This is a genomic window from Palleronia caenipelagi (assembly GCF_007004065.1).
Classification (GTDB): Bacteria; Pseudomonadota; Alphaproteobacteria; order Rhodobacterales; family Rhodobacteraceae; genus Palleronia; species Palleronia caenipelagi.
On record NZ_VFSV01000005.1, the window covers coordinates 45,803 to 67,187 of the forward strand.

The window sequence follows — 21,385 nt, forward strand, 5'->3', positions numbered from 1 at the left end:
GTCACGTTCCCGATAGCGCGATTGCGCGGCTTTCGTCGATCCTGCAAGACGATGAAAGGACCGGAGAAACGCACGTGCTGGACGCAAGACTGAGACGCTATATCGATCCCCCTCTGAACCGACTTGGCCATGGTCTCGCAGGGAGGGGCGTCACGGCCAATGGGGTGACGCTGGCCGGGCTGGTCGTGGGGCTGGCCTCTGCAGTGCTGATCGCCAGCCATATGATGGTCGCCGGATTGGCCCTGCTGCTACTCTCGCGGCTGGCGGACGGGCTCGACGGTGCCGTGGCGCGGGCAACGCGCAAAACCCACTTTGGTGGTTATTTGGATATTGTGGCGGATTTCGCCTTTTACGGCGCGATCCCGCTGGCTTTTGCCATCCACGCACCCGACGCAAATGCCATTCCCGCGGCCTATCTGCTGGTCAGCTTTTATGTGAACGGCACGACGTTCCTTGGCTTCGCGATTCTCGCAGAAAAGAACGGCATGGAGACCACGTCGCAGGGGGAAAAGACCCTCTATTACTCAAACGGCTTGCTGGAAGGCACTGAGACGATCCTGTTCTTTGTCCTGCTCTGTCTCTTCCCCGCGATATTCCCCATCGCGGCCGCGGTGTTTGGGACGCTCTGCTTTGCCACGGCCACCCTGCGGGTCATAGCGGCGTGGCGGATCTTCGGCGACTAAGCTGCCAACGAAAAAGGCCGCCCCGAAGGACGGCCCCGTTCGCTGGAAGTGCAAACCGATCAGCCGTCGGCTTTCTCTTCCATCATCTCTTCAACGCCGCCCAGCGACTTGATGTAGGCGTAGACGTTGGCCGCGTCCTCGTCGGAGCGCAGCTTAAACGACATTTTGCCGCGCGCGCCTTTGTCGTCGAGATACTCACGCAGGAAACCGGTCGGGTCCTGCACATAGGCCACAAACTGCTCCTGATCCCACATCAGGCCAGCCTCGCCAGCCTCGACCATGGATTTGGAGTAGCGGAAGTCCTCAACGGTGCCTGCCGTACGACCCGCGATGCCGTAGAGGTTCGGCCCGGTGCGACCCGCGCGACCGGCCAGCGTTTCGCCCTCGTCATTCACGACAACGTGACAGCTCTGGCACTGGTTGAATACCGCTTCACCGGCGGCTGCGTCGCCTTCGGCCATATGCTCGGCCGCCATCGCAGGGACGGCCAGCAGACAGGCGGCCGCAAAAGTCATTTGAAACTTCATAGTTATCTCCCGTCATTAATACCATTCTTTGAGTGGCATCCCTAAGCAACATAATGTCGCTGCGCGACGTGGCAATAGGCCGCGTCGATCCCCTCCGTCTGTCAGGCAACCGCTCGCGCAAGAGCACATTGTTTCCACAACCCGTTCAGCGCCGCCACCAGATGGTCGATATCCGCGTCGGTATGCAGCGGTCCGGGGGTAAAGCGCAGTCTTTCCGTCCCTTTCGGCACGGTCGGATAGTTGATCGGCTGCACGTAAATCCCATGCTCCTGCATTAGCACGTCAGCGATAAAGCGACATTTCACCGGATCGCCGATCATCACCGGAATGATATGGCTGGGATTATCCATGTGCGGGATACCATGGGCATCAAGCAGCCGCCGCAGCCGCGCCACCTGCCGCCGCTGCCGCATCCGCTCGATCTCCGAACTCTTCAGGTGCTTTACCGCCACCCGCGCCGCCGCCGCAACAGCGGGCGGGATCGCGGTGGTAAAGATGAACCCGCTAGCAAAACTACGGACAAAATCGCACAGCGCCGCCGAGCCGGTTATATAGCCCCCAAAGCAGCCATAAGCCTTGCCCAGTGTCCCCTCGATCAGCGTAATGCGATCCATCAGCCCCAGCTCTTCGGCCACACCGCCACCGCGCGGGCCATACATGCCCACCGCGTGCACCTCGTCGATATAGGTCATCGCCCCATGGGCATCGGCCACGTCGCAGATCTCCTCGATAGGTGCGATGTCTCCGTCCATGGAATAAACGCTCTCAAAGGCCACGATCTTCGGCACTTCAGGTCCATAGGCGGACAGCCGGCGGTCCAGATCCTCCGGATCGTTATGGGTCCAGATCTCGCGCCGCGCCCGCGAATGGCGCATCCCCTCGATCATCGAGGCATGATTGAGCGCGTCGGAAAAGATCACAGCCCCCGGCAGCCGCGACCCCAGCGTCGAGAGCGCAGCCCAGTTTGACACGTAGCCTGAGGAGAACACCAGCGCGTCCTCCTTGCCATGGAGATCTGCAAGCTCCTCTTCCAGCGCAACATGCTGATGGGCGGTGCCGGAAATGTTCCGCGTTCCCCCGGCGCCCGTGCCAGAGGCCCGCGTCACATCGACCATGGCGCCGATCACATCCGGGTGCTGGCCCATACCCAGATAATCATTCGAGCACCACACGGTCACCTCATCCGGGCCGGACCCGTGATTGCGCACCTTCGGGAACTGACCCACCTGCCGCTCCAGATCCGCGAAGATCCTGTAATTGCCCTCATCCCTCAGAGCATCAAGCTGCGCGCGAAACCGCGTTTCAAAATCCATGGGTCTTCTCCCCCTCGACATAGTCCGGTTTCGGCGCAGGCATGGCCCAGCGCCAAAGTTTTTCGTCGGGCAATGGTAGAACCATCAGCCAATGCTCCAACAACGCCAGCCCGGTCAGCGTCGCCAGCAGAGCGAATTGCACCTCCCCGGTGACCATCGCCCGCTCCAGCCAGCAGAACACCGCCGCCGTCAGAACAAGTACCGAGAGCGGGAAAAACCAGCTCACCGGGCCGCGGCGGAAATAGCTTGGCAGATGGGACAAGCGTTCGGGCAGGAACTCCGCATTGATCCGCGGCACACCTAAAAAGATGTTTAGCTTGGCTGAGATTCGTGCCCCGAAAAGAACCGAATAGGTGAGCCGCGCCGTCTCATCCCCGGCCGCCCAGACCAGCACAAGTCCCGTCGCCAGCAGCAACTCATGCCACATCAAAACCGACCAGGCCGCCCGAAACCGCTGCGCTTCGGTCAGACAGAACGGCATCTCGCCGCGCACCGGACCAGTCACACAACCCGTCAGGAATGCCAGCTCGATCCAGCCCCAGAGCGCCAGCGCCGAGACGAACCCGCCATAGGCCCCGTCGCTCAGGATCACCCCGCCGATTCCCGCCACAAGCAATGGCAGCGACCACAGCAACACCCGACCATGGGCGCCCGCGCTGCCCCGGTCGGCCCGCTGCACAACCCACAAGATGGCGCCGGTGGAAAACCACCACAGAAAGAGCGCGGCCAGTGCGGCCACTGCCGGATGTTCCATCTCGCGCCCTCCCTTCTTTGTGTTCTCAAATACCCGTGGCGCCCGGCCGGCGGAGCCGCGCGCCTCTTGCTTAGTAAACCGGCTCCAGCCGCACGCTTTCGGGCAGCTCCTGCCGCTTCACCGGCATGGTGTAGACGGAGGCAAAAGCCAGCGCCGCGCGAGTGCCCCCCGAAATCCGGCCCCAGAGCCCGCCCAGACCGCCTTTGGCCCGCGCTGCATCCATGTCGCGCATCGCGCGCTCAAGCCGGCGGCATCCGGCGACAAAGCGCGGATTGTCGATGTCGAGTTCCACCGGGAACACCTGCCGCGCGATGGTCGAGGTCTTGCGGAAGACCTCCAGATCGTACCATTCAATATCGACCCCCAGCGCCTCGTGGAATCGTGGCCGGGCGTGATCGCGCACCCACATGGTCATGTAGACGGCGGTCAGGAAGAACCGGATCCATAGCTTGTTCGTCCGGGTCTCAACCAGTTCCGGGTTCGCCCGCATCAGGAGCGCGAAGGCCTCGCCATGGCTGAACTCGTCATTGCACCACTCCTTGAACCACTTGAAAATCGGGTGGAACCGATGCTCCGGGTTCGCCTCCAGATGGCGGAAGATGGTGATGTAGCGGGCGTAGCCGATCTTTTCCGACAGATAGGTGGCGTAATAGATGAATTTGGGCCGGAAATAGGTGTATTTCTTCTCCCGCGTGAGAAAGCCCAGATTGACCGCCACCCCCGCCTCACGCAGGGCATCATTGATGAACCCTGCATGGCGCGCCTCGTCGCGGGACATGTAGCTGAACAGCTCCTTGATGTCGGGATTTGTGCCCCGGCGCTTCATCTCCTTGTAGAGCACGCAGCCCGAAAACTCGGCGGTGCAGGAGGAGATGAGGAAGTCGAGAAACTCGGCCTTCAGCTCCGGATCCATACCTTCCCAGTCGATCTGGTCCCAGTCTTCGGTCTTGCGGAAATGGCCTTTATTAGGGTCGGCGCGCATCCGCTCCATCAGCTTATCCCAGTCCGCGCGAACCGGCATCACGTCGAGCGCATCAAGCTCCTCGAAATCCGTCGTGTAGAATCGCGGCGTCAGCAGGGTGTTCTGCATGGCGATGGCAGTGGCCGCCTCGCTGTCGAACTTCGCCTGCTCCTGCTGGATGGCAAGGCCTTCTTCGACGGTGGTGGCGTCGGCGGTGTGTCTGGCCTGAACGTTCATCCCCGTGCCTCCTCGCCGCCGGTGCCCGTGGCCGCGATCTCGTCTGAGAACGAGAATTCGCAAAGCTCCATGAACTCCAGATCGCCCGTCGCGCGGGTCCAGAGCCGCTCCAGCTTGCTGGCGCGGGTGATCGTGGCGGTGCGCTGCTCGGTGACATGCTCCCCCCAGGGCGCCATGACCGGCGCACCATGGACCATCACCGTATCTCCGGGATGGATCACGGCACCATTATCGAGCCGCACATGGGCCGACAGTTCCTCGAATTTATGCACAACCTCGACCGTGCAGGGCGCGGTCTCCGTCTCCCTCGTGAAAAATCCCATGACTTGTTCCCTTCTGTTATTGTTTTGGCCATCCGATCTCAGTCGAACAGCACCTCCCAGTGCCGGGCGTTGCCGGCCCCAAAGGAGGTCATTTCCGCCGACCAGCCCGTGGCAGGGTCGATCAGCGTCAGCCGCCCGTTGGCGAGACGGGCGAGTGTGACGGGCGGATTGCCCTCTGTGCGGTTGACCGTGCGCACCCGGCGCAAACCATCGGCCACCACGGCGATAAAGGCGCCGTTGGCACTGTCGAGCAGCACCTCCCCATCAGGTGCGACGACGCTGACCGCGACGCTGTCCCCGGACAGCACAAAAGTCCGGCTCTCGACGATCTCTGCGGGTTGCGGCACGCCCGCATGGGGCTTTTGCGACAGCGCGCTGTAGCCCGCGAGGGACAGCGCCCCCGCCACCAGAACCCCCATCCAAAGGAGCAGCGGGCGCGGGATCAGCTCGCGGTCCCGCTCCTGCATCTCGCGCTGTTCGGCGTCGTAGTAGAGACCAGTGCCTCGCATGGGTCCGTCCTCCTATTCCGCGGCCATGGCAGCCGCCGACAACTCCGGTCGGGACTGGCGAGCGGTGGCTGCATCGCCGAGCAGGGCGGCCACCTTTTCCGCGCCTTCGATGCAGCGCAGGGTCGGCTGCGGCTCGCGCATCCGCCAAGGCCGGATGTGGGGCCAGAGGACAGCGTAGCTCAGCCGCGAGCCCTCGGCGGGGGTCAGAGAGATGCTCCCCGTGCCCCCCGGCCCCGGCCCGAGATCCGCAGACACGATGCGGGTCAGGGGCAGGTTCACTGTCAGGGTCAGCGCCGCCCCGATGCGCATAGCCACCCGCTCCGTGGTAATCGTGTAGACAGTTGCCCGCGCCTGCACATAGGCCACGAGGTAAAGCATCCCGCAGGCGAGGAGACCCAGCCCCAGGAACGGCAGCGCGTAGGGCATCGCCCCAGCCCAGCCGAGATCGGCGGCCAGCGAGCCCACCCGCCAGACCGCCAGCAGGGCGAAGTACCCGGCCACCCAGGTCAGACCGAGGGAAGCCCGCGCCAGCGCCAGAGGCTGAGGCCGCCCCTGCCACAGGATCGTTTCACCGCGCGGCAGCGCCCCCGGCAGGCCCGGGATCGGCTCGATGGTGATGTCCGGATCGTCGCGATAATCCCTCGGCATGGTCCTCAGGCTCCTCTGCAGTACATTTCACCACCACCGTAGAATGCGGTGATCTTCTCTTCTTCGAGGAGCGTGATCTGGCTGTCCGACGCCGTCCGCGGGACCTGCGCCATGCGCTCGGTGTTCAGCGTGCGGATATCCACGTAGCGCGACTTGACCCGCACGAGCTGCATGGGCGCAAGGCGGCGGCCACCACCGTTCTCCAGTTCAATCTCCAGATAGCGGATCAGCTGCTCGGGCTTGTCGATCCACAAATCGACCACCTCGCCGACCACATGATCATCGCAGCAGACCACCGGCATTCCACGCGGATCATGCCCGGCGGAGATAAAGAACGCCTCATTCTTCCGCATGGGTTCGATCTTGATATGGCCGTGGCCGTCGCGTTCCGGCTCATCGACGCGCGGCGCCCAGCTCGCGGGCCCCACGCCGTCCACCAGCGGATCGCCCGTCGGCTTGTGCGGGAAGCCTTCGGAGACCGAGGTCCGGGCCAGCGCCAGATCCTCGCGGCGGTGCGCGGCCTCGTGCTCCGGCGACGGTACGACGACTTCCTTGCCGCCGGCCATTTTGAAGGTCTTGGGCTTCGGCACCGGGAACGGCCCCTGATTGGGGCTCAGGCTGCCGTCATCTTTCTCCAGCGGATAGCCCTCGCGCATATTTTCTGTTTGCAGGTAGAAAATCAGCAGCGCGAAGAAGATCCAAAAGCCCCAGATGGCGATGGACGCCAGATCTGTGTTTCCGAAAAACTCTACTCCGACCATGGGAAGTCCTCCTCTCAGGTTGGAAAGTCGGCAAGACCAATCCTGCCGCTGTCCCGGGTCTCTGGGATGGGGTGAACGAGGCTGAGGCGGACCAGAGGCCCAAGGACCGCCAGCGTCGTGAACAGTAAAACAATCTCAATGTGGTAGACGGCGGTGTAGCCGATGGCGGCCGTGTCGAGCGTGCTGCCGGGCAGGGTCGCGCTGACCAGCGTTTGCATCCCGTCGCGGATGATCCCGCCCAGCGCGATGGAGAGCCCGGCCGCCGTCGCCTGCGCCGCGCCCCAGGCGCCCAGCGCCAGACCACGACCGGCAAGGCCCCGCGCGGGCAGCGTCATGGCCGAGGTCAGCGTTGAAACCGCAAACAGCCCACCGCCAAACCCGATCCCCATGGCGCCCGCGTAGAACAGGAGCGCCGATTGCATGGGCGCGGCAAAGACCACGGCGGAGAAGGCGCAGATGCCAAACAGCAGCCCCGCCGCCGCCAGCCGCACCGGATCGCGGCCCCGCGCCATGGCCCTTGCGGCAAAGGCAAAGGCCACCAGCGCCCCCACGGCCCAGAGCGCCGAGAGCCGTGTGGTCTCAGCCACCGCGAGGCCGAGGATCTCGCCGCCATAGGGCTCCAGCAGCACGTCCTGCATGTTAAAGGCCAGCGTGCCGAGGAACACGACCGCCAGCAGCCGCCCCGCATCCCCACCCGAGGCCAGATCAGCCCACGCATCACGGAAGCTCGGGCGCGGCGCGGCGCGCTCGGTGGGGGTCATGGGGCGGAAGCTCTCTTGCTTCCACAGTGCCACAATGTTCAGCAGCACCGTCACCAGCGCCGCCCCCTGCACCACGCGGATCAGCCGCAGGGGCGAGAATTCCGACAGGAGCCATCCAAAGATCAGCGCCGAGACCGCCATGCCTGCAAGGAACATCACATAAAGCAGCGCCACCACGCGGGGTCGGGTCGCGTCATCGGCCCGGTCCGAAGCCAGCGCCAGCCCCGCCGTCTGGGTCATATGCAGCCCCACGCCGGTCATGATGAACGCGCCAGCCGCCAGCACTTCACCGGCAAATGGCACGTCATGGACAGTGTCGCCCCCCAGCACCAGCAGGGCGAACGGCATCAGCGCCAGCCCCCCCATCTGCCAGAGGGTGCCGAACCAGAGGTAAGGCACCCGCTTCCACCCCAGCGCGCTGCGATGGGTGTCGGAGCGGTGGCCGAGCAGCGCCCGGAACGGCGCGATCAGCACCGGCAGAGCGATCATCGCCGCGACCAGCATCGCACCGAGGCCCAGCTCCACGATCATCACCCGGTTCAGGGTGCCCAGCAGCAACACGCTCGCCATGCCGACAGACACCTGAAACAGCGACAGCCGCAGGAGTTGTGGCAGGGGCAAGCCCTCCGATCCGGCATCGGCGAAGGGCAGGAATTGCAGCGGCAGACGAGCGACTCGCTTCATGGGGTCACCTCGCAGGCGGTGGAGATGTAGAACCCGGAATGGACCCGCACGACCGGGGTGAGGCTTCGGGGACAGCCAGCACCGGCCAACGCGCGGGCAAGCCGTGCCGGGTCATGGGGCACCATGGTGGGCGAGCGGTCGCCGCGCGGAAACAGCTGCCCCATCCCCCACATGGCCATCAGGAGCGGCGTGCGGGGCGCGACGGTAAAGACGATCTTGCCCGCCGTGCGCCGCGCGAGCCCGGACAGTGCGGTGCCGATCTGCGACGCGCGGTAATAGATCAGGCTGTCCATGGCGATCACGTGGTCAAAATGGCCAAAATGAGGGTCGAGCATGTCACCCGGCGCAAACAGCACCCGACCGGGCAAACCGCCGGGCAAACGCTTTTGCGCGATCTCCAACAGACGCGGCGAGACGTCCACCGCCAACACATCCGCCCCGCGTCGGGCGAGCTCTGTGGTCAACTGACCCGGCCCGCAGCCCGCGTCCAGCACCCGCGCGCCGCTCAGGTCGTCAGGCAGACGGCTGAGCAGGATCTGCCGCATCCGGTCGCGCCCGGCCCGGACCGTCTGGCGGATCCGGCTCACCTCATGATCCGAAGTCAGCCGCTCCCAGGTTTCGGTCGCATGGCTGTCGAAATAATCCGTCACCCGGCTCCGGGTGGCGCCGTAGTCAAGCTCCGCCGCGTTAGGCGGGCTCTGGATATGCTCCTGCACGCCCATCAGTCGAATCCCAGAAGTTCAAAGATATCGCGGTCTTCCATCGGTGCCGGGGCCAGTGGCTCGGTTCCGCGATAGAGGGTCTCGGCCAGCCGCACATATTCGGCGCGGGCGAGGACGATGTCCTCTTCGTCAGGCATCTCGAACAGTGTCTTCTTCTTCAGCCGCGAACGCCGGATGGCGTCGATATCCGGCATATGGGCGATACGGCGGAAGCCCACCTCGCGGCAGTAGCGGTCTACCTCGTCGGTGTCTTTGGAGCGGTTGGCGATGCAGCCCGCCAGCCGGACGTTATAATTGCGCGCCTTCGCCTGCACGGCGGCGATGATCCGGTTCATCGCATAGATCGAATCGAAGTCATTGGCCGTGACGATCACCGCCCGGTCCGCATGTTGCAGCGGCGCGGCAAAGCCGCCACAGACCACATCTCCCAGCACGTCAAAGATCACGATATCGGTCTCTTCGAGCATGTGGTGCTGCTTCAGCAGCTTTACCGTCTGCCCCACCACATAGCCGCCGCACCCGGTGCCCGCCGGGGGACCACCCGCCTCGACGCATTGGACACCGTTCCAGCCGGTAGTGACGAAATCCTCGGGACGCAGTTCCTCGGCGTGGAAATCAACCTCCTTCAGGATGTCGATCACCGTCGGCTGGAGGCGGCCCGTCAGGGTAAAGGTCGAGTCGTGCTTCGGATCGCAGCCGATCTGCAGCACCCGGTGGCCCAGCATGGAAAACGCCGCCGAGAGGTTCGACGAGGTGGTCGATTTGCCAATCCCGCCCTTCCCATAAACCGAGAAGACCTTGGCACCTTCGATCTTCATCGCCTCGTCCTGATGGACCTGAACCGAGCCCTCACCATCCTCGCCAAGGCGGGGGACACCGGCAGCGGCGCGAAGGGTCTGTACGTCGTCTCTCGGGCTCATGGGTGCCCCTTTCTAATTCCTGTTCACCCCGCGTTTGCCGCGAGGTGTCGTGTCATTCGGCCGCGATGCCCTCCATCCGGTCCTCAAGCTCATCGGCCGCGCCTTGCAGGGCCGCGAGGGTCTCTTCGTCGGGCTGCCAATATGCGCGGTCGGAGGCTTCCAAGAGCCGCCCGGCCATCCGCGCCGACGCGGTCGGGTTCAGCTCCGACAGGCGGCGGCGCATGGTCTCGTCGAGCACAAAGGTCTCGCTGAGGCGCTGATAAACCCAGGGCTGAACCTCGCCCGTGGTGGCCGACCAGCCCATCGTGTTGGTCACATGGGCTTCGATCTGGCGCACGCCCTCGTGGCCATGCTCCAGCAGCGGTTCGTAAAAGCGGGGGTTGAGCGCACGGGAGCGCGTCTCCAGCGCGACCTGCTCACTCAGCGTCCGCACCTTGGCCGCGCCTCGGGTCTGGTCACCGATGTAGACCGGCGCCGCCTCGCCCCGCGCCCGGCGTACAGCCCGGCTGATGCCGCCCAGCGTGTCGAAATAATGATCGACGGTGGTCACACCCAGCTCGACCGATTCGAGGTTCTGATAGGCCAGATCCACCGAGGCCAGCGCGCTTTGCAGCAGCTCGGGCTGCGCGGCGGATTTGCCGTCGCGCCCATAAGCGAAGCCTTTGCGGGTTTGATATGCGTCCGCCAGCTCGTCCTCATCGCCAAAGGCGGAGGTGTCGACCAGCTGGTTCACGTTCGAGCCATAGGCCCCCTCGGCGTTGGAGAAGACCCGCAGCGCGGCAGTGTCCATGTCGCAACCCGTCGCCGCCACATGGGCCAGCGCATGGGCGCGGATGTAGTTCTGCGCAGGGTCCTCGTCCGCTGTGGCGGCTTTCCACGCGGCTTCGGCCAACATCTTCGTCTGCAACGGCAGGAGATCGCGGAAGATCCCCGACAGCGTCATGATCACGTCCACCCGCGGCCGCCCCAGTTCGGAGAGCGGGATCAGATCGGCCCCCGACAGCCGCCCGTAGCTATCAAAGCGCGGTTTCGCCCCCATCAGCGCGAGCGCCTGCCCGATGGGACCGCCATCGGATTTGATGTTGTCAGAGCCCCAGAGCACCAGCGCCACCGAGCGCGGCACCTCGCCATGGGTGTCGAGCAGGAGTTGCGCCTGCCGCGCGCCCTCGGCCATGGCCCAGGCGGTCGGCATCCGGAACGGGTCAAATGCGTGGATGTTGCGCCCGGTCGGCAGGATCTCCGGCGCGCGGATCAGATCACCTCCGGGCACCGGCGGCGTGTACCGGCCCGCCAAAGCCCTCATCAGCGCGGGCAGTTCGGTCTCGCGCGCCAGCGCAGCGTCGATCTCGGCCCGCGCCTCCGCTGTCATCACCGGCATGGTCTCGATTAACCGCGCCCGCTGATCCGCATCCATGGGGCGACCCACGATGTGAAGCCCGTCCGTGATCAGTGCTTCCTCCGCCTCGATCAGCGCCAGCCACAGATCGTCCGGCGCCACGCCGCCCATATCCACCGCAGCCGCTTGGTCGGCGATCAGCGCCTCCATCTCGGAGCGATCCTCTGCCGGTCCCAGATTACGCCAGCGCCCCAGCGTATCCTTCAGTTCAGCGAGCCCCTTATAGAGCCCGGCCTGCGCCAGCGGCGGGGTCAGGTGCGTCACGCAGACCGCGTTGGACCGCCGCTTGGCCAGCGTCGCCTCGGAGGGATTGTTGGCCGCATAGAGATAGACATTGGGCAGGTTGCCGATCAGCCGGTCGGGCCAATCCGCGGGACCCATCCCCACCTGTCGCCCGGGCATGAACTCCAACGCCCCGTGCATCCCGAAATGCAGCAGCACATCGGCCCCGAACCGCTCTTTCACCCACCGATAGAAGGTCACAAAGGCATGGGTCGGCGCAAAGCCATGCTCAAAGAGCAGCCGCATCGGGTCGCCCTCATAGCCAAAGGCCGGCTGCACCCCGACAAAGACATTGCCGAACTGCGCGCCCAGAACGAAGACGCCGCGCCCGTCACTCTGATGACGGCCCGGCGCTGGCCCCCAGGCGGCCTCGACCTCGGCGAGCCACGGACACTCGCGCACCATCTCGTCGGCGGGGACAAAAGCCGCCACATTGGCCTCCTGGCCGTATTGTGCCGCGTTGCCGCCCAGAACCGCCTCGCGCAGGGCCTCGACACTCTCGGGCGGGGTCAGGTCGTAACCCTCGTCCCGCATACGGTTGAGCGTGTTGAACAGGCTCTCAAAAACCGAAAGGTAAGCCGCGGTGCCGACCGCCCCCGCGTTGGGCGGAAAGCCGTAGAGAATCACCGCCGCTTTGCGCTCCGCCACCCCGGAGCGGCGCAACCGCGCCAGCCGGGTAGCCTTCTCCGCCAACGCGTCGATCCGCTCGGGGCAAGGCTGCATCGCCGTGCTTTCGTCCGCAATCCGACACGCCCGCGCACATCCGTCACACCCACCGCCACCGTGCCGTCCGGCAAAGACGGTGGGATTCGTGGCGCCATCCAGCTCGGGCAGCGCCACGAGCATGGTGGTCTCGACCGGCCCAAGACCCCGCGTGGACCCGGCCCATTGGCCAAGTGTCTGAAACTCCAGCGGATGCGCGGCGAGATAAGGCACATCCAGCGCCTTCAGCACCTCTACGGCCGCGTCACTGTCATTATAGGCCGGACCACCAATCAGCGAGAACCCGGTCAGCGAAATCAATGCATCGACTCGGCCGCCGGAGAAATACGCCTCAATGGCAGGTCGCCCATCGAGCCCCCCGGCAAAGGCCGGCAGCACCCGCGCACCCTCTGCCTCGAGCCGCCGGATTACCGCATCGTAATGAGCCGTATCGCCGGAGAGGATATAGCTGCGCATCATCAACAGCCCGATCACCGGCGCATCCTCTTGTCCCCGGGGCAACGCCTCGGGATCGTCGGTGATATGGGTGTCGGGGTGGTAGAGCCCCACATCCGGGTAACTCACCGGCAATGCCGCCTCAGCCCCGCGCCACTCAACCCGGCCGGCATAGCGGGACAGGATGAACCGGATCATCTGTTCGATGTTATCGTCCGAGCCACCCAGCCAGTATTGCATCGTCAGAAACCAGGCCCGCAGGTCCTGCGCCTTGCCGGGGATGAACCGCAGGATCTTTGGCAACCGCCGCAGCATCGCCATCTGCTTTTCACCGCTGGCCTGCCCGGGCTTCGACCCGCCCCGCAAGCGCCGCATCAGCTTGGCTAGCCCCGAGGGCGGCGCGCCCATATCCAGCTCACCCATCCGCGTCAGCCGCACGATGGCCGCATCCGACACCATGCCGATCACCGCATCAGCCCGTTCCCTCGCTGCCTTGAGATTGGGCAGGACGGCCTGCACATGCTCCTCAAGGAACAACAACGAGCTGATCACCAGATCCGCCTGATCGATCGCCTGCCGCGCCGCTTCCGCGCGATCAGGCTCCTCCGCCCATCGCGCCGCCGCATGGACCGAAATCTCGAGCCCCGGAAAATCCTGCACGAGACGTGGCAACACCCGCGCCGCCGGCCCCGCTGCATGGGCGTCAAGCGTTACGATCACCACCCGATAGGCGGGGGTCACATATCCCAGCTCATCTCGCATAATACGCCTTCGCCTCATACAGGGTGTCGACACTGATCTCCCCAAGCCCGCGCTCCATCGCAAAGCTCTCGGTGTTCCGCCGCGCCTTGCCACGGACGAAAAAGGGAATCTTCTTCAGTTCCGCCTCGGCGGCATCGAGCCAGAGGACTTCGTCTTCCTTCATCTTTCCGGAAATACCTCGGGGAGCGCGAGGGGCTGGCCCCTCGCCCGTCTCCACCCGCGCCACAGCCTGCCCCCCATGATGGGACGGCCCGGCTGCATCGTGGAACTCGAAATCATCCCGGAACATCGTCAAAAGATGCTCTTCCAGCCCCATGACCAGCGGATGCACGAGGGTGTCGAACAGCACATTCGCCCCTTCGAACCCCATCACCGGAGAATAGCGGGCCGGGAAGTCCTGCACATGGACAGGAGCTGATATCACGGCGCAGGGAATGCCAAGCCGCTTGCCGATATGGCGCTCCATCTGGGTGCCGAGGATCAGTTCCGGCGCCAAATCGCGAATCCGCGCCTCGACCTCAAGATAATCATCGGTGATCAGCGCCTCGATGCCATACTCCTTGGCCAGAGCCCTGACAGGCCGGGCAAATTCACGGTTGTAGCAACCAAGGCCAGCCACCTCGAACCCGATCTCGTCCCGCGCGACGCGGGCCATGGCCATGACGTGGGTGGCGTCTCCAAACAGGAAGACCCGCTTGCCCGTCAAATAGGTCGAATCGACACTGGCAGAGTACCACGGCAGTCGCAGCCGGGCCTCGGAGGGCACTTTGGCACCGGGCAGGAGGGCTTGTACCTCGGAGATGAAATCACGGGTCGCGCCGACGCCGATGGGCACAGTGCGGGTCCAGGGCTGGCCCAGCTCTTTCTCGCACCAGCGCGCGGCGCTCTCGGCGGTCTCAGGATAGAGAAGCACGTTAAAATGCGCGCGGCCAAGCTCGGCGATCTCCTCCGGGCTGGCGCCCATGGGCGCGGTGACGTTCACCTCGACGCCCATATCCGCGAGCAAGGCGGCAATCTCCGCGACGTCGTCACGGTGCCGGAAGCCGAGGCCGGTGGGGCCGAGGATGTTACAGGACGGCGCGTCGCTCCGTTCCATGGGACGGGCCAGAGCGCGGGTGATCTGGTAGAACGCCTCATCAGCGCCGAAGTTTTCCTTGCGCTGGTACGACGGTAGCTCCAGCGGGATGACCGGGATGTCAAAACCCATGGTCTCCGCCATTCCGGCTGGGTCGTCCTGAATGAGCTCGGCGGTGCAGGATGCACCGACCATCAGCGCCTGGGGCTGAAATCTCTCGACCGCGTCTGTGCAGGAGCGTCGGAAGAGGTCTGCCGTATCCGCTCCGAGATCCCGCGCCTGAAAGGTCGTGTAAGTCACTGGCGGGCGATGGTTGCGACGCTCGATCATCGTAAAGAGGAGATCAGCGTAGGTATCCCCCTGCGGGGCGTGGAGGACCAGATGCACGCCACGCATTCCGGTGGCGACGCGGATGGCGCCGACATGGGGCGGGCCCTCATATGTCCAGACCGAGAGCTTCATGACGGCTGTCCTGCGAGGGGCCAACCCCTCGCGCTCCCCGGGGTATTTGGGGAAAGATGAAGAGCCGCCTTGCGGCGCAAGGGGCGGGCGAAAAGCTCAGCCAGATCCCCGGCCTGTTCGTAGAAATGGACAGGCGTGAAAACGAGCTCGATGGCCCATTTTGTCGTCAAACCTTCCGCTTCAAGCGGGTTGGCGAGGCCAAGTCCGCAGACGGTCAGGTCGGGCGCTGCGGCCCGCAGCCGGTCCAGTTGCAGGTCCACATCCTGTCCTTCGGAGAGCGGTGTGCCTTCGGGCACAAGCGCCAGATCGGGCGCGGTAATCTGGCGATGTATGAAGGGGCTGCCGACTTCCACCGGCTCCATGGCACATTCGCGGGCGAGAAACCGGGCCAGCGGGATTTCGAGCTGGCTGTCGGGGAAGAAGAAGATACGCTTACCTGCGAGGGTTTCCGTGGCCCGGGCGACGGCGGCGCGGGCGCGTTCGCGTGGGGCCTCAGTCACGCGGGCGAAATGCTCCGGACCGATGTCAAACTCCTGAGCGATGGAGGCGAGCCAGGCAGTGGTGCCCTCTTCACCAAATGGCATGGGGGCTGCGATGGGCCGGGCGCCGCGGCGTTCCAGAGCAGCATAGGTGTCGCCGAGGAATGGCTGGCTCAGGATAAACCGCGTGTTCGGACCGACCTGCGGCGCGGCGTCAGAGCGGCGTGCCGGCAGCCAGTCCACCTGCGCGATGCCGAGATCGGCAAGCAGGCGACGGGCCTGATCTTCGACGACGTCCGGCAGAGCGCCAACGACGAGGAGATTGGAGGAGTCACCCCGTGGCAGGCCGGGAACCATCGCGGCGAGGCAGGCGTCTTCGCCTTCGGTGAAGGTCGTTTCGATCCCACTCCCGGACCAGGAAAGCACCCGCACATGGGGCGCATGCGCCTCGGTCAGCCGTTCAGCCGCGCGGGCAAGATCGAGCTTGATCACCTCTGACGGGCAAGACCCCACCAGAAAAAGTTGCCTGATGTCGGGGCGGCGGGCGAGTAGACGAGCAACCTCACGATCCAGCTCGTCCTGCGCATCGGCGAGTCCCGCAAGATCGGTTTCTTCGAGAATCGCGGTGGCGAATCGGGGCTCGGCGAAGATCATCACCCCGGCGGCGGATTGCAGCAGATGGGCACAGGTGCGCGAGCCCACGACGAGGAAGAATGCGTCCTGCATTTTGCGGTGGAGCCAGATGATGGAAGTCAACCCGCAGAAGACCTCATGCTGGCCCCGCTCGCGCAGAATCGGCTGATCGACACACCCCCCGGAGTTGATATGCGGCATCTCGGTCATGAGACCTCCCGGGACAGCCGCGCCCGGCGGAATTTCAGGAGAAACTGGGCCGCATTGACCATGTACGCCGCGTAGGCGAGCAGGGCGAGCCACAGCAAAGCTTGCGGGGTCAGCGCATCGGTGAACAACGCCCAGACATAGGCCAGATGGAGGGCGATCACGGCGAAGGAGACGACGTCTTCCCAGAAGAAGGACGGCGCCAGAAGGTACTGGCCGAATACAACCTTTTCCCAGATCGCGCCGGTTACCATGATGGTAAGCAAAACCAGCGTTTTCACTAGCACCGAGAGATTGGCCAGCGCGTAACCATCGCCCGTCACGAGCGCGCGGCTCACCAAAGAGAGCGAGACGAGAAAAACCAGAAATTGCAGAGGCGCCAGCACAGCCTGGACAAGTGTCCAGATCGTTCCATCGCGACGACGACGCTCCTCGGGAGTGTAAATCTCCCCTGACAAATGCAGTGCTGCGTTAGAGATGGCGGGCTGGTTCATAAGGTTAACTGAACCATTCCGATTTTAATGTGTCAACTCAAACTTACATCTTGAACATCTATTTTACGTGACAGATTTCGCCGAAAAAGCGACTGAGTGCTGTCAATTTTAGATGACATCAGTTACGATCAAGACAGGCGCAGGTATTTCCCGGTGCCCCATCACAGGAAGGACCGGACTTCCATGGCGCCCACCAAGACCGATTCTGGAACACCCCTCTCCGCGAATGCGGCGAATCTGGCGCAGCATGCGCTCGGACATCTTGTCTCGCGGAGGCAGACCCAGATCGTTCCCGCGTTGGTTGATGCGCTAGAGTTGGCCGTGACTGACCGTAGTGCTGAGGCGTGGCGGGACGTCAGCGATCAAATGCAGCGCGAAGGGATTCATCCGACACAGATCTGTGACGACTACGTTCCAGAGGTCGCGCGCAGGCTCGGTGAACTCTGGACCGAAGACGAATTGAGCTTTGCCGGCGTCACCATCGCATGTTCGCGGCTGCAGGCCATGTTGCGCGACTTGTCACCTGAGGAACCGCCAGACACGAGTGCGACCGGTACGCGACTACTGCTCGTAGTGATCGCCGATACCATGCATACGCTCGGCGCAATGGTCCTCACGGGACAGCTCAGACGGCAGGGTGCATCGGTCAAGCTGATGCTCGGGCGCTCACTCCAAGAGATTTCGGCGACACTCGGGTCCGGCAGCTACCACGGCGCTCTCCTTTCAGTTGCTTTGCGAGACGAACTTTCGGACTTGCAGGCAACTATAAAAGACTTACGTGGTGCCAACGGAAACAGGATACCAATCATCGTTGGGGGCAGCATTACAGAACTCGGGATAAACCGGGTGAAGGTTGCGACCGGAGCAGATCTGGTGACAAACGATATCAGAGAAGCTTTACGGTTCGTTTTGAAGGAGATGTCGGGGGAAGCGGCCGGATGAGATCACTCACTCAAGAATTGCAGATAAGGCGATGAGTAGTGGCGGGTCCAGATACTGGTCGAGCGGTGCCATTCCGCTGATCGGGCCAGATGTCCTGGGGGATATTATCGCCGCGTCGGCGGATCTGGCCCTTGTGATCTCTGATCTGGGTCAAATCCTGTCGGTCATGGTTAACCCTGACACCGAGGGCTTTGACGGGCTGGAAGCTTGGCAGGGACAGAACCTGACCAGTCTTCTGACAACCGAGAGCATTCCAAAGCTGCAGTCCCGTCTGGCGGAACTGGGCGCCGGAATCGCCCATGTCCGTGGCGTCGAGCTGAACCACTCCGCCGACACATCGATCGAATTCCCCATTCGGTACAGCTTTCATCCGATTGGCCCCGATGGGGCGATCCTCATGCTGGGTCAGGACCTCAAGCACATTGCGCAGCTTCAACAGCAGCTGGTCGAAGCGCAGATGGCCCTTGAGCGAGACTACGAAGGCCAGCGTGAGTCTGTGACACGAATGCGGGCGCTTATGCAGACGATGCAGGAGGCTGCGCTGTTTGTGAACGTCACAACAGGTCGTATCGTAGAGGCAAACCCGGCCGCCGGCCGGTTGCTTCAAACCAACCCCGACGAGCTGCCCGGTACTGCGCTAAAACGCTTGTTGCGGCATGGCAGTGAGCCGGTGGATGTGGATCAACTGGTCGAGGCGGCTCGCGATGGACGCGCTGCGCCGGCGACACTCTCGTCGAATAACTGCGCCACCCCGCTCCGGTTGCGCCCCATGTCGTTCCGTGCAGCGGGGCAGCGAGTGCTGTTGTGCCTGCTGACCCGCCACGAGCAACCGGACGAGACGCCTCCCGGTTCGGACGCCCACATGGTCCAGCTCTATGCTCAGGCGGCTGATGCTATTGTCTTTTCGGATCGCAGTGGGATCATTTTATCGGCCAACCCCGCGTTTGAGAAACTCGTGGATATTGACGGTCCCAACGCCGCGCGTGGCCACTCCTTTGCCGAGTTTCTGGGCCGGGGCAGCGTCGATCTGAAAGTTCTGATCGACAATTCTCTTCGCAGCGGGCAAATGCGGCTCTTTGCGACACGTATGCGCACGGCTCTCGGAGTGGAAACTCCTGTGGAGATCTCCGCCGCGTTCCTCGAAGATCCCAAGCACCCTGCCATCGCCTTTGTCATCCGGGATGTGAGTCTGGCTGACGCCATGCGCCCCGGAACAACCATGGGTGAGGACATGCGACCGACGCGCGAGCTCGTTGGATCCTCGACACTCAAGGAAATCGTCACCGAAACCACCGATGTCATCGAGAAAATGTGCATCGAGACGGCGCTTGAGCTGACCTCGAACAACCGCGTTGCGGCCGCCGAAATGCTCGGCCTGTCGCGCCAGTCGCTCTATGTGAAGCTGCGCAAATACGACATCCTCGGCCGCGACGACTGACCCCGCGGCTTCACCGCGGCAATGGGTTCAACGCCTTGTTGTAGGGGTGCCAATCCTCAATGTCGGGATAGAAGCGGCGGCGCCAGGCCTTAACCCGCCGATTCATGACGCGCTTCCACAAGGGCGGGATCATCGCGGCGACAGTCATTGCGGGATAACTTGCGGGGAGCTGCGGTGCCTCATCATCATCATAGGTCTGCAACAAAGGATAGCGGCGGTCAGGCTTGTAGTGATGGTCCGAATGTCGCTGGAGGTTGATGAGCAGCCAGTTCGAGGCACGATGGCAGTCGTTCCACGAATGGTGGGGTTTCACGTGCTCATATTTGCCATCCCCCAGATGGCGACGGGTCAGGCCGTAATGCTCCACATAATTGGCCAGCTCCAGCTGCCAGATCGCAACGCCAGCCTGTAACAGAAGGAGGCCAATCCCCTGCCAGCCACCCAAGGCAAAGGCCACGATCAGAAAAACAGCTTGTAGTGCCCAGTAACGCCAGAACGGGTTCGAGCGGTGGGTCCAAGACAAACCCTTGCGCGCAAGCATCGCCTTTTCGGCCCGGAACGCCGAATGCCAACACTGGTGCAGCACCCGCGGATAGAAGCGATGGAACCCCTCGTTGTAGCGCGCCGTCACAGCGTCACGGGGCGTGCCCACATAGCGATGGTGCACCAGAAGATGCTCTGAACGGAAATGGGAATAGAACACCACGGCCAGCAGCAGATCCGCCATCCAGCGCTCAAACCTGCTGCGCTGATGCATGAGCTCGTGAGAATAGTTGATTCCGACTGTTCCGCTCATGACGCCGACACCAAAGAAAATGCCGACCTTTTCCCACACCGTGTAATCGTGGCGCGTCACATACCAGATCAGGAAAAACGTCACCCCCGCCTGAATCGGAAACCAGATCCTCGTGATCAGTTCGTACCAGAATAGCTGGCTATCCGGCGTGTCGGGGTCCGCATTAGCTTCGTTGAGCCCGACAAACGCGTCGATCACCGTGAACAGCCACCATGTGCAAAACGGGACCAGCAGCACCCAGAGACCACCCATTGCCACAGCAAAGCCGAGGATCGGCAGAATCAGAAGCGAAAGCCAGAACGGGAGGGCTTTGGCGAGGGATTGCATGGTCACGTCCTTCTTATCTGACCCGTCATACGCCCGGAGCGGGCGCAGGCTCAAGCGCTTCTGCGCCTGCCGCCAGCGCGTGGGCCTTGCGCATCAGGGTGGGCAGGTCATTCGGCGAAAACGCCTCCGGCCCGATCCAGAGGCCGTCGACAGGGCGCGCCGCAACGCGGGTGGCGTGGACCGTCAGGCGCAGGTGGAAATGGGTGAAGGTGTGGCGCACTTCGCCCAGCTCCTGCCACGTCGCCGGAAAGGGAGGCTGGGCTTCGGGCGCGTCCTCAGACCAGTCCGTCCCCGGCCAGCCCAGCATTCCACCGAGCAGCCCTTTGGCCGGGCGCCGCTCCATCAGCCACGCTCCATCGCGATCTCGGGCAATCCAGACATGGCCATGGCGGACGGGTTTCGGCTTCTTACGGGTCTTTCGCGGCAGATCAGAGGCGATCCCAAGGTCACGGGCGCGGCAGCCCCCCATCCAAGGGCAAATCCCGCAGGCCGGATTGCGCGGCGTGCAAATCGTCGCGCCCAGATCCATTACCGCCTGCGCGTAATCGCCGGGACGCTCGGCGGGCGTGCTTTGCCCGGCCAGTTCGTGGAGTTGCGGTTTCGATCCGGGCAGTGGATCTTCGACCGCATACATCCGCGCCATGACCCGCTCCACATTCCCGTCAAGCACCGTTTCAGGCCGATCAAACGCGATGGAGGCCACCGCCGCCGCTGTGTAGGGACCAATGCCGGGTAGCGTCAGAAGCGCCTCGCGGGTATCGGGAAACGCCCCGCCATGCTCCGTCGCGACCACGCGGGCGCATTTCAGGAGATTGCGGGCGCGGGCGTAATAGCCCAGCCCCGCCCATTCCGCCATGACGTCCTCATCCGCAGCCGCGGCCAGATCGCTGACAGTCGGCCAGCGCTCGGTGAACCGCAGGAAATATGACTTAACCGCCGCAACAGTGGTCTGTTGCAGCATGATCTCCGACAGCCAGACCCGGTATGGATCTGGGCGCACACCGGCCTGCCGCGCCTCGGGGCTCACGCGCCATGGCAGTACCCGGGCATGGCGATCATACCAGTCCAGAAGGCGGTCACTCAGATCCGTGTCACACAAGTTTTATGCCTTTCACCGCGATTCCGACTTTC

General features: G+C 63.7%; 20 protein-coding genes. 3 read left to right on the forward strand and 17 right to left on the reverse strand.

What is annotated here, in order from left to right:
• Positions 1-74: 74 nt before the first annotated feature.
• Positions 75-683: a CDP-alcohol phosphatidyltransferase family protein gene (locus FEV53_RS03955; RefSeq protein ID WP_142833522.1), complete on the forward strand. Its 609-nt coding sequence runs from the start codon at positions 75-77 to the stop codon at positions 681-683.
• A gap of 59 nt (positions 684-742) precedes the next feature.
• Here FEV53_RS03955 and FEV53_RS03960 read toward each other — a convergent pair whose 3' ends face one another.
• From FEV53_RS03960 to bchF, 15 genes are all read right to left on the reverse strand, one after another.
• Positions 743-1,210, reverse strand: a complete 468-nt coding sequence (locus FEV53_RS03960; protein WP_142833523.1) for a c-type cytochrome — start codon at positions 1,208-1,210, stop codon at positions 743-745.
• A gap of 101 nt (positions 1,211-1,311) precedes the next feature.
• Positions 1,312-2,523: a 5-aminolevulinate synthase gene (hemA, locus tag FEV53_RS03965; RefSeq protein WP_142833524.1), complete on the reverse strand. Its 1,212-nt coding sequence runs from the start codon at positions 2,521-2,523 to the stop codon at positions 1,312-1,314.
• Entirely contained in the window at positions 2,513-3,277 is a 765-nt protein-coding gene (gene puhE / locus FEV53_RS03970; protein WP_142833525.1) for a putative photosynthetic complex assembly protein PuhE, read from the reverse strand. The genes hemA and puhE overlap by 11 nt, the downstream gene beginning before the upstream one ends.
• 70 nt (positions 3,278-3,347) lie before the next feature.
• A complete protein-coding gene (gene acsF / locus FEV53_RS03975) occupies positions 3,348-4,475 on the reverse strand; it encodes a magnesium-protoporphyrin IX monomethyl ester (oxidative) cyclase (RefSeq protein ID WP_142833526.1) in 1,128 nt (375 codons plus the stop codon).
• Positions 4,472-4,798, reverse strand: a complete 327-nt coding sequence (locus tag FEV53_RS03980; RefSeq protein WP_142833527.1) for a hypothetical protein — start codon at positions 4,796-4,798, stop codon at positions 4,472-4,474. The genes acsF and FEV53_RS03980 overlap by 4 nt, the downstream gene beginning before the upstream one ends.
• A 38-nt stretch (positions 4,799-4,836) precedes the next feature.
• Entirely contained in the window at positions 4,837-5,307 is a 471-nt protein-coding gene (gene puhC / locus FEV53_RS03985; RefSeq protein WP_142833528.1) for a photosynthetic complex assembly protein PuhC, read from the reverse strand.
• A 12-nt stretch (positions 5,308-5,319) separates the two neighbouring features.
• Positions 5,320-5,955, reverse strand: a complete 636-nt coding sequence (gene puhB / locus FEV53_RS03990) for a photosynthetic complex putative assembly protein PuhB (protein WP_142833529.1) — start codon at positions 5,953-5,955, stop codon at positions 5,320-5,322.
• Between the two features lie 5 nt (positions 5,956-5,960).
• Positions 5,961-6,716, reverse strand: coding sequence for a photosynthetic reaction center subunit H (puhA, locus tag FEV53_RS03995; RefSeq protein ID WP_142833530.1), 756 nt, complete (start codon positions 6,714-6,716; stop codon positions 5,961-5,963).
• A gap of 14 nt (positions 6,717-6,730) precedes the next feature.
• A complete protein-coding gene (locus tag FEV53_RS04000) occupies positions 6,731-8,161 on the reverse strand; it encodes an MFS transporter (protein ID WP_142833531.1) in 1,431 nt (476 codons plus the stop codon).
• Positions 8,158-8,883 (reverse strand): magnesium protoporphyrin IX methyltransferase, encoded by a 726-nt coding sequence (bchM, locus tag FEV53_RS04005; protein WP_142833532.1) that lies wholly within the window; start codon positions 8,881-8,883, stop codon positions 8,158-8,160. The genes FEV53_RS04000 and bchM overlap by 4 nt, the downstream gene beginning before the upstream one ends.
• Positions 8,883-9,803, reverse strand: a complete 921-nt coding sequence (bchL, locus tag FEV53_RS04010) for a ferredoxin:protochlorophyllide reductase (ATP-dependent) iron-sulfur ATP-binding protein (RefSeq protein WP_142833533.1) — start codon at positions 9,801-9,803, stop codon at positions 8,883-8,885. Before bchL ends, bchM begins: the two co-directional genes overlap by 1 nt.
• 52 nt (positions 9,804-9,855) lie before the next feature.
• On the reverse strand, positions 9,856-13,401 hold the full coding sequence (locus FEV53_RS04015) for a magnesium chelatase subunit H (protein WP_142833534.1): 3,546 nt from the start codon (positions 13,399-13,401) through the stop codon (positions 9,856-9,858).
• On the reverse strand, positions 13,391-14,938 hold the full coding sequence (gene bchB, locus FEV53_RS04020; protein WP_142833535.1) for a ferredoxin:protochlorophyllide reductase (ATP-dependent) subunit B: 1,548 nt from the start codon (positions 14,936-14,938) through the stop codon (positions 13,391-13,393). The genes FEV53_RS04015 and bchB overlap by 11 nt, the downstream gene beginning before the upstream one ends.
• On the reverse strand, positions 14,935-16,260 hold the full coding sequence (locus FEV53_RS04025; RefSeq protein ID WP_142833536.1) for a ferredoxin:protochlorophyllide reductase (ATP-dependent) subunit N: 1,326 nt from the start codon (positions 16,258-16,260) through the stop codon (positions 14,935-14,937). The genes bchB and FEV53_RS04025 overlap by 4 nt, the downstream gene beginning before the upstream one ends.
• Positions 16,257-16,751 carry a 2-vinyl bacteriochlorophyllide hydratase gene (gene bchF / locus FEV53_RS04030; RefSeq protein WP_142833537.1) on the reverse strand — a complete coding sequence of 165 codons (495 nt, stop codon included), beginning with the start codon at positions 16,749-16,751 and terminating at the stop codon, positions 16,257-16,259. Before bchF ends, FEV53_RS04025 begins: the two co-directional genes overlap by 4 nt.
• A 183-nt stretch (positions 16,752-16,934) precedes the next feature.
• Between bchF and FEV53_RS04035 the strand changes: the two genes are divergently transcribed.
• Positions 16,935-17,693 carry a cobalamin B12-binding domain-containing protein gene (locus FEV53_RS04035; protein ID WP_142833538.1) on the forward strand — a complete coding sequence of 253 codons (759 nt, stop codon included), beginning with the start codon at positions 16,935-16,937 and terminating at the stop codon, positions 17,691-17,693.
• A 31-nt stretch (positions 17,694-17,724) separates the two neighbouring features.
• The gene (gene ppsR, locus FEV53_RS04040) at positions 17,725-19,131 is read left to right on the forward strand and encodes a transcriptional regulator PpsR (protein WP_142833539.1); all 1,407 of its coding nucleotides are present in this window, start codon (positions 17,725-17,727) and stop codon (positions 19,129-19,131) included.
• A 10-nt stretch (positions 19,132-19,141) separates the two neighbouring features.
• Here ppsR and FEV53_RS04045 read toward each other — a convergent pair whose 3' ends face one another.
• Positions 19,142-20,254: an alkane 1-monooxygenase gene (locus FEV53_RS04045; RefSeq protein ID WP_142833636.1), complete on the reverse strand. Its 1,113-nt coding sequence runs from the start codon at positions 20,252-20,254 to the stop codon at positions 19,142-19,144.
• 25 nt (positions 20,255-20,279) lie between these two features.
• Complete coding sequence (mutY, locus tag FEV53_RS04050) at positions 20,280-21,353, reverse strand: A/G-specific adenine glycosylase (RefSeq protein ID WP_246100724.1); 1,074 nt, start codon at positions 21,351-21,353, stop codon at positions 20,280-20,282.
• Positions 21,354-21,385 lie beyond the last annotated feature (32 nt).

Bases quoted from the DNA above. Each gene is read 5' to 3' on its own strand.
- hemA (WP_142833524.1), bottom strand. From the start codon at position 2,523: ATGGATTTTGAAACGCGGTTTCGCGCGCAGCTTGATGCTCTGAGGGAT.
- puhA (WP_142833530.1), bottom strand. From the start codon at position 6,716: ATGGTCGGAGTAGAGTTTTTCGGAAACACAGATCTGGCGTCCATCGCC.
- FEV53_RS03980 (WP_142833527.1), bottom strand. From the start codon at position 4,798: ATGGGATTTTTCACGAGGGAGACGGAGACCGCGCCCTGCACGGTCGAG.
- ppsR (WP_142833539.1), top strand. From the start codon at position 17,725: ATGAGTAGTGGCGGGTCCAGATACTGGTCGAGCGGTGCCATTCCGCTG.
- puhB (WP_142833529.1), bottom strand. From the start codon at position 5,955: ATGCCGAGGGATTATCGCGACGATCCGGACATCACCATCGAGCCGATC.
- bchB (WP_142833535.1), bottom strand. From the start codon at position 14,938: ATGAAGCTCTCGGTCTGGACATATGAGGGCCCGCCCCATGTCGGCGCC.
- FEV53_RS04000 (WP_142833531.1), bottom strand. From the start codon at position 8,161: ATGAAGCGAGTCGCTCGTCTGCCGCTGCAATTCCTGCCCTTCGCCGAT.
- puhE (WP_142833525.1), bottom strand. From the start codon at position 3,277: ATGGAACATCCGGCAGTGGCCGCACTGGCCGCGCTCTTTCTGTGGTGG.
- FEV53_RS04035 (WP_142833538.1), top strand. From the start codon at position 16,935: ATGGCGCCCACCAAGACCGATTCTGGAACACCCCTCTCCGCGAATGCG.
- bchL (WP_142833533.1), bottom strand. From the start codon at position 9,803: ATGAGCCCGAGAGACGACGTACAGACCCTTCGCGCCGCTGCCGGTGTC.
- bchF (WP_142833537.1), bottom strand. From the start codon at position 16,751: ATGAACCAGCCCGCCATCTCTAACGCAGCACTGCATTTGTCAGGGGAG.
- FEV53_RS04015 (WP_142833534.1), bottom strand. From the start codon at position 13,401: ATGCGAGATGAGCTGGGATATGTGACCCCCGCCTATCGGGTGGTGATC.
- FEV53_RS04025 (WP_142833536.1), bottom strand. From the start codon at position 16,260: ATGACCGAGATGCCGCATATCAACTCCGGGGGGTGTGTCGATCAGCCG.
- bchM (WP_142833532.1), bottom strand. From the start codon at position 8,883: ATGGGCGTGCAGGAGCATATCCAGAGCCCGCCTAACGCGGCGGAGCTT.
- FEV53_RS04045 (WP_142833636.1), bottom strand. From the start codon at position 20,254: ATGCAATCCCTCGCCAAAGCCCTCCCGTTCTGGCTTTCGCTTCTGATT.
- acsF (WP_142833526.1), bottom strand. From the start codon at position 4,475: ATGAACGTTCAGGCCAGACACACCGCCGACGCCACCACCGTCGAAGAA.
- FEV53_RS03960 (WP_142833523.1), bottom strand. From the start codon at position 1,210: ATGAAGTTTCAAATGACTTTTGCGGCCGCCTGTCTGCTGGCCGTCCCT.
- puhC (WP_142833528.1), bottom strand. From the start codon at position 5,307: ATGCGAGGCACTGGTCTCTACTACGACGCCGAACAGCGCGAGATGCAG.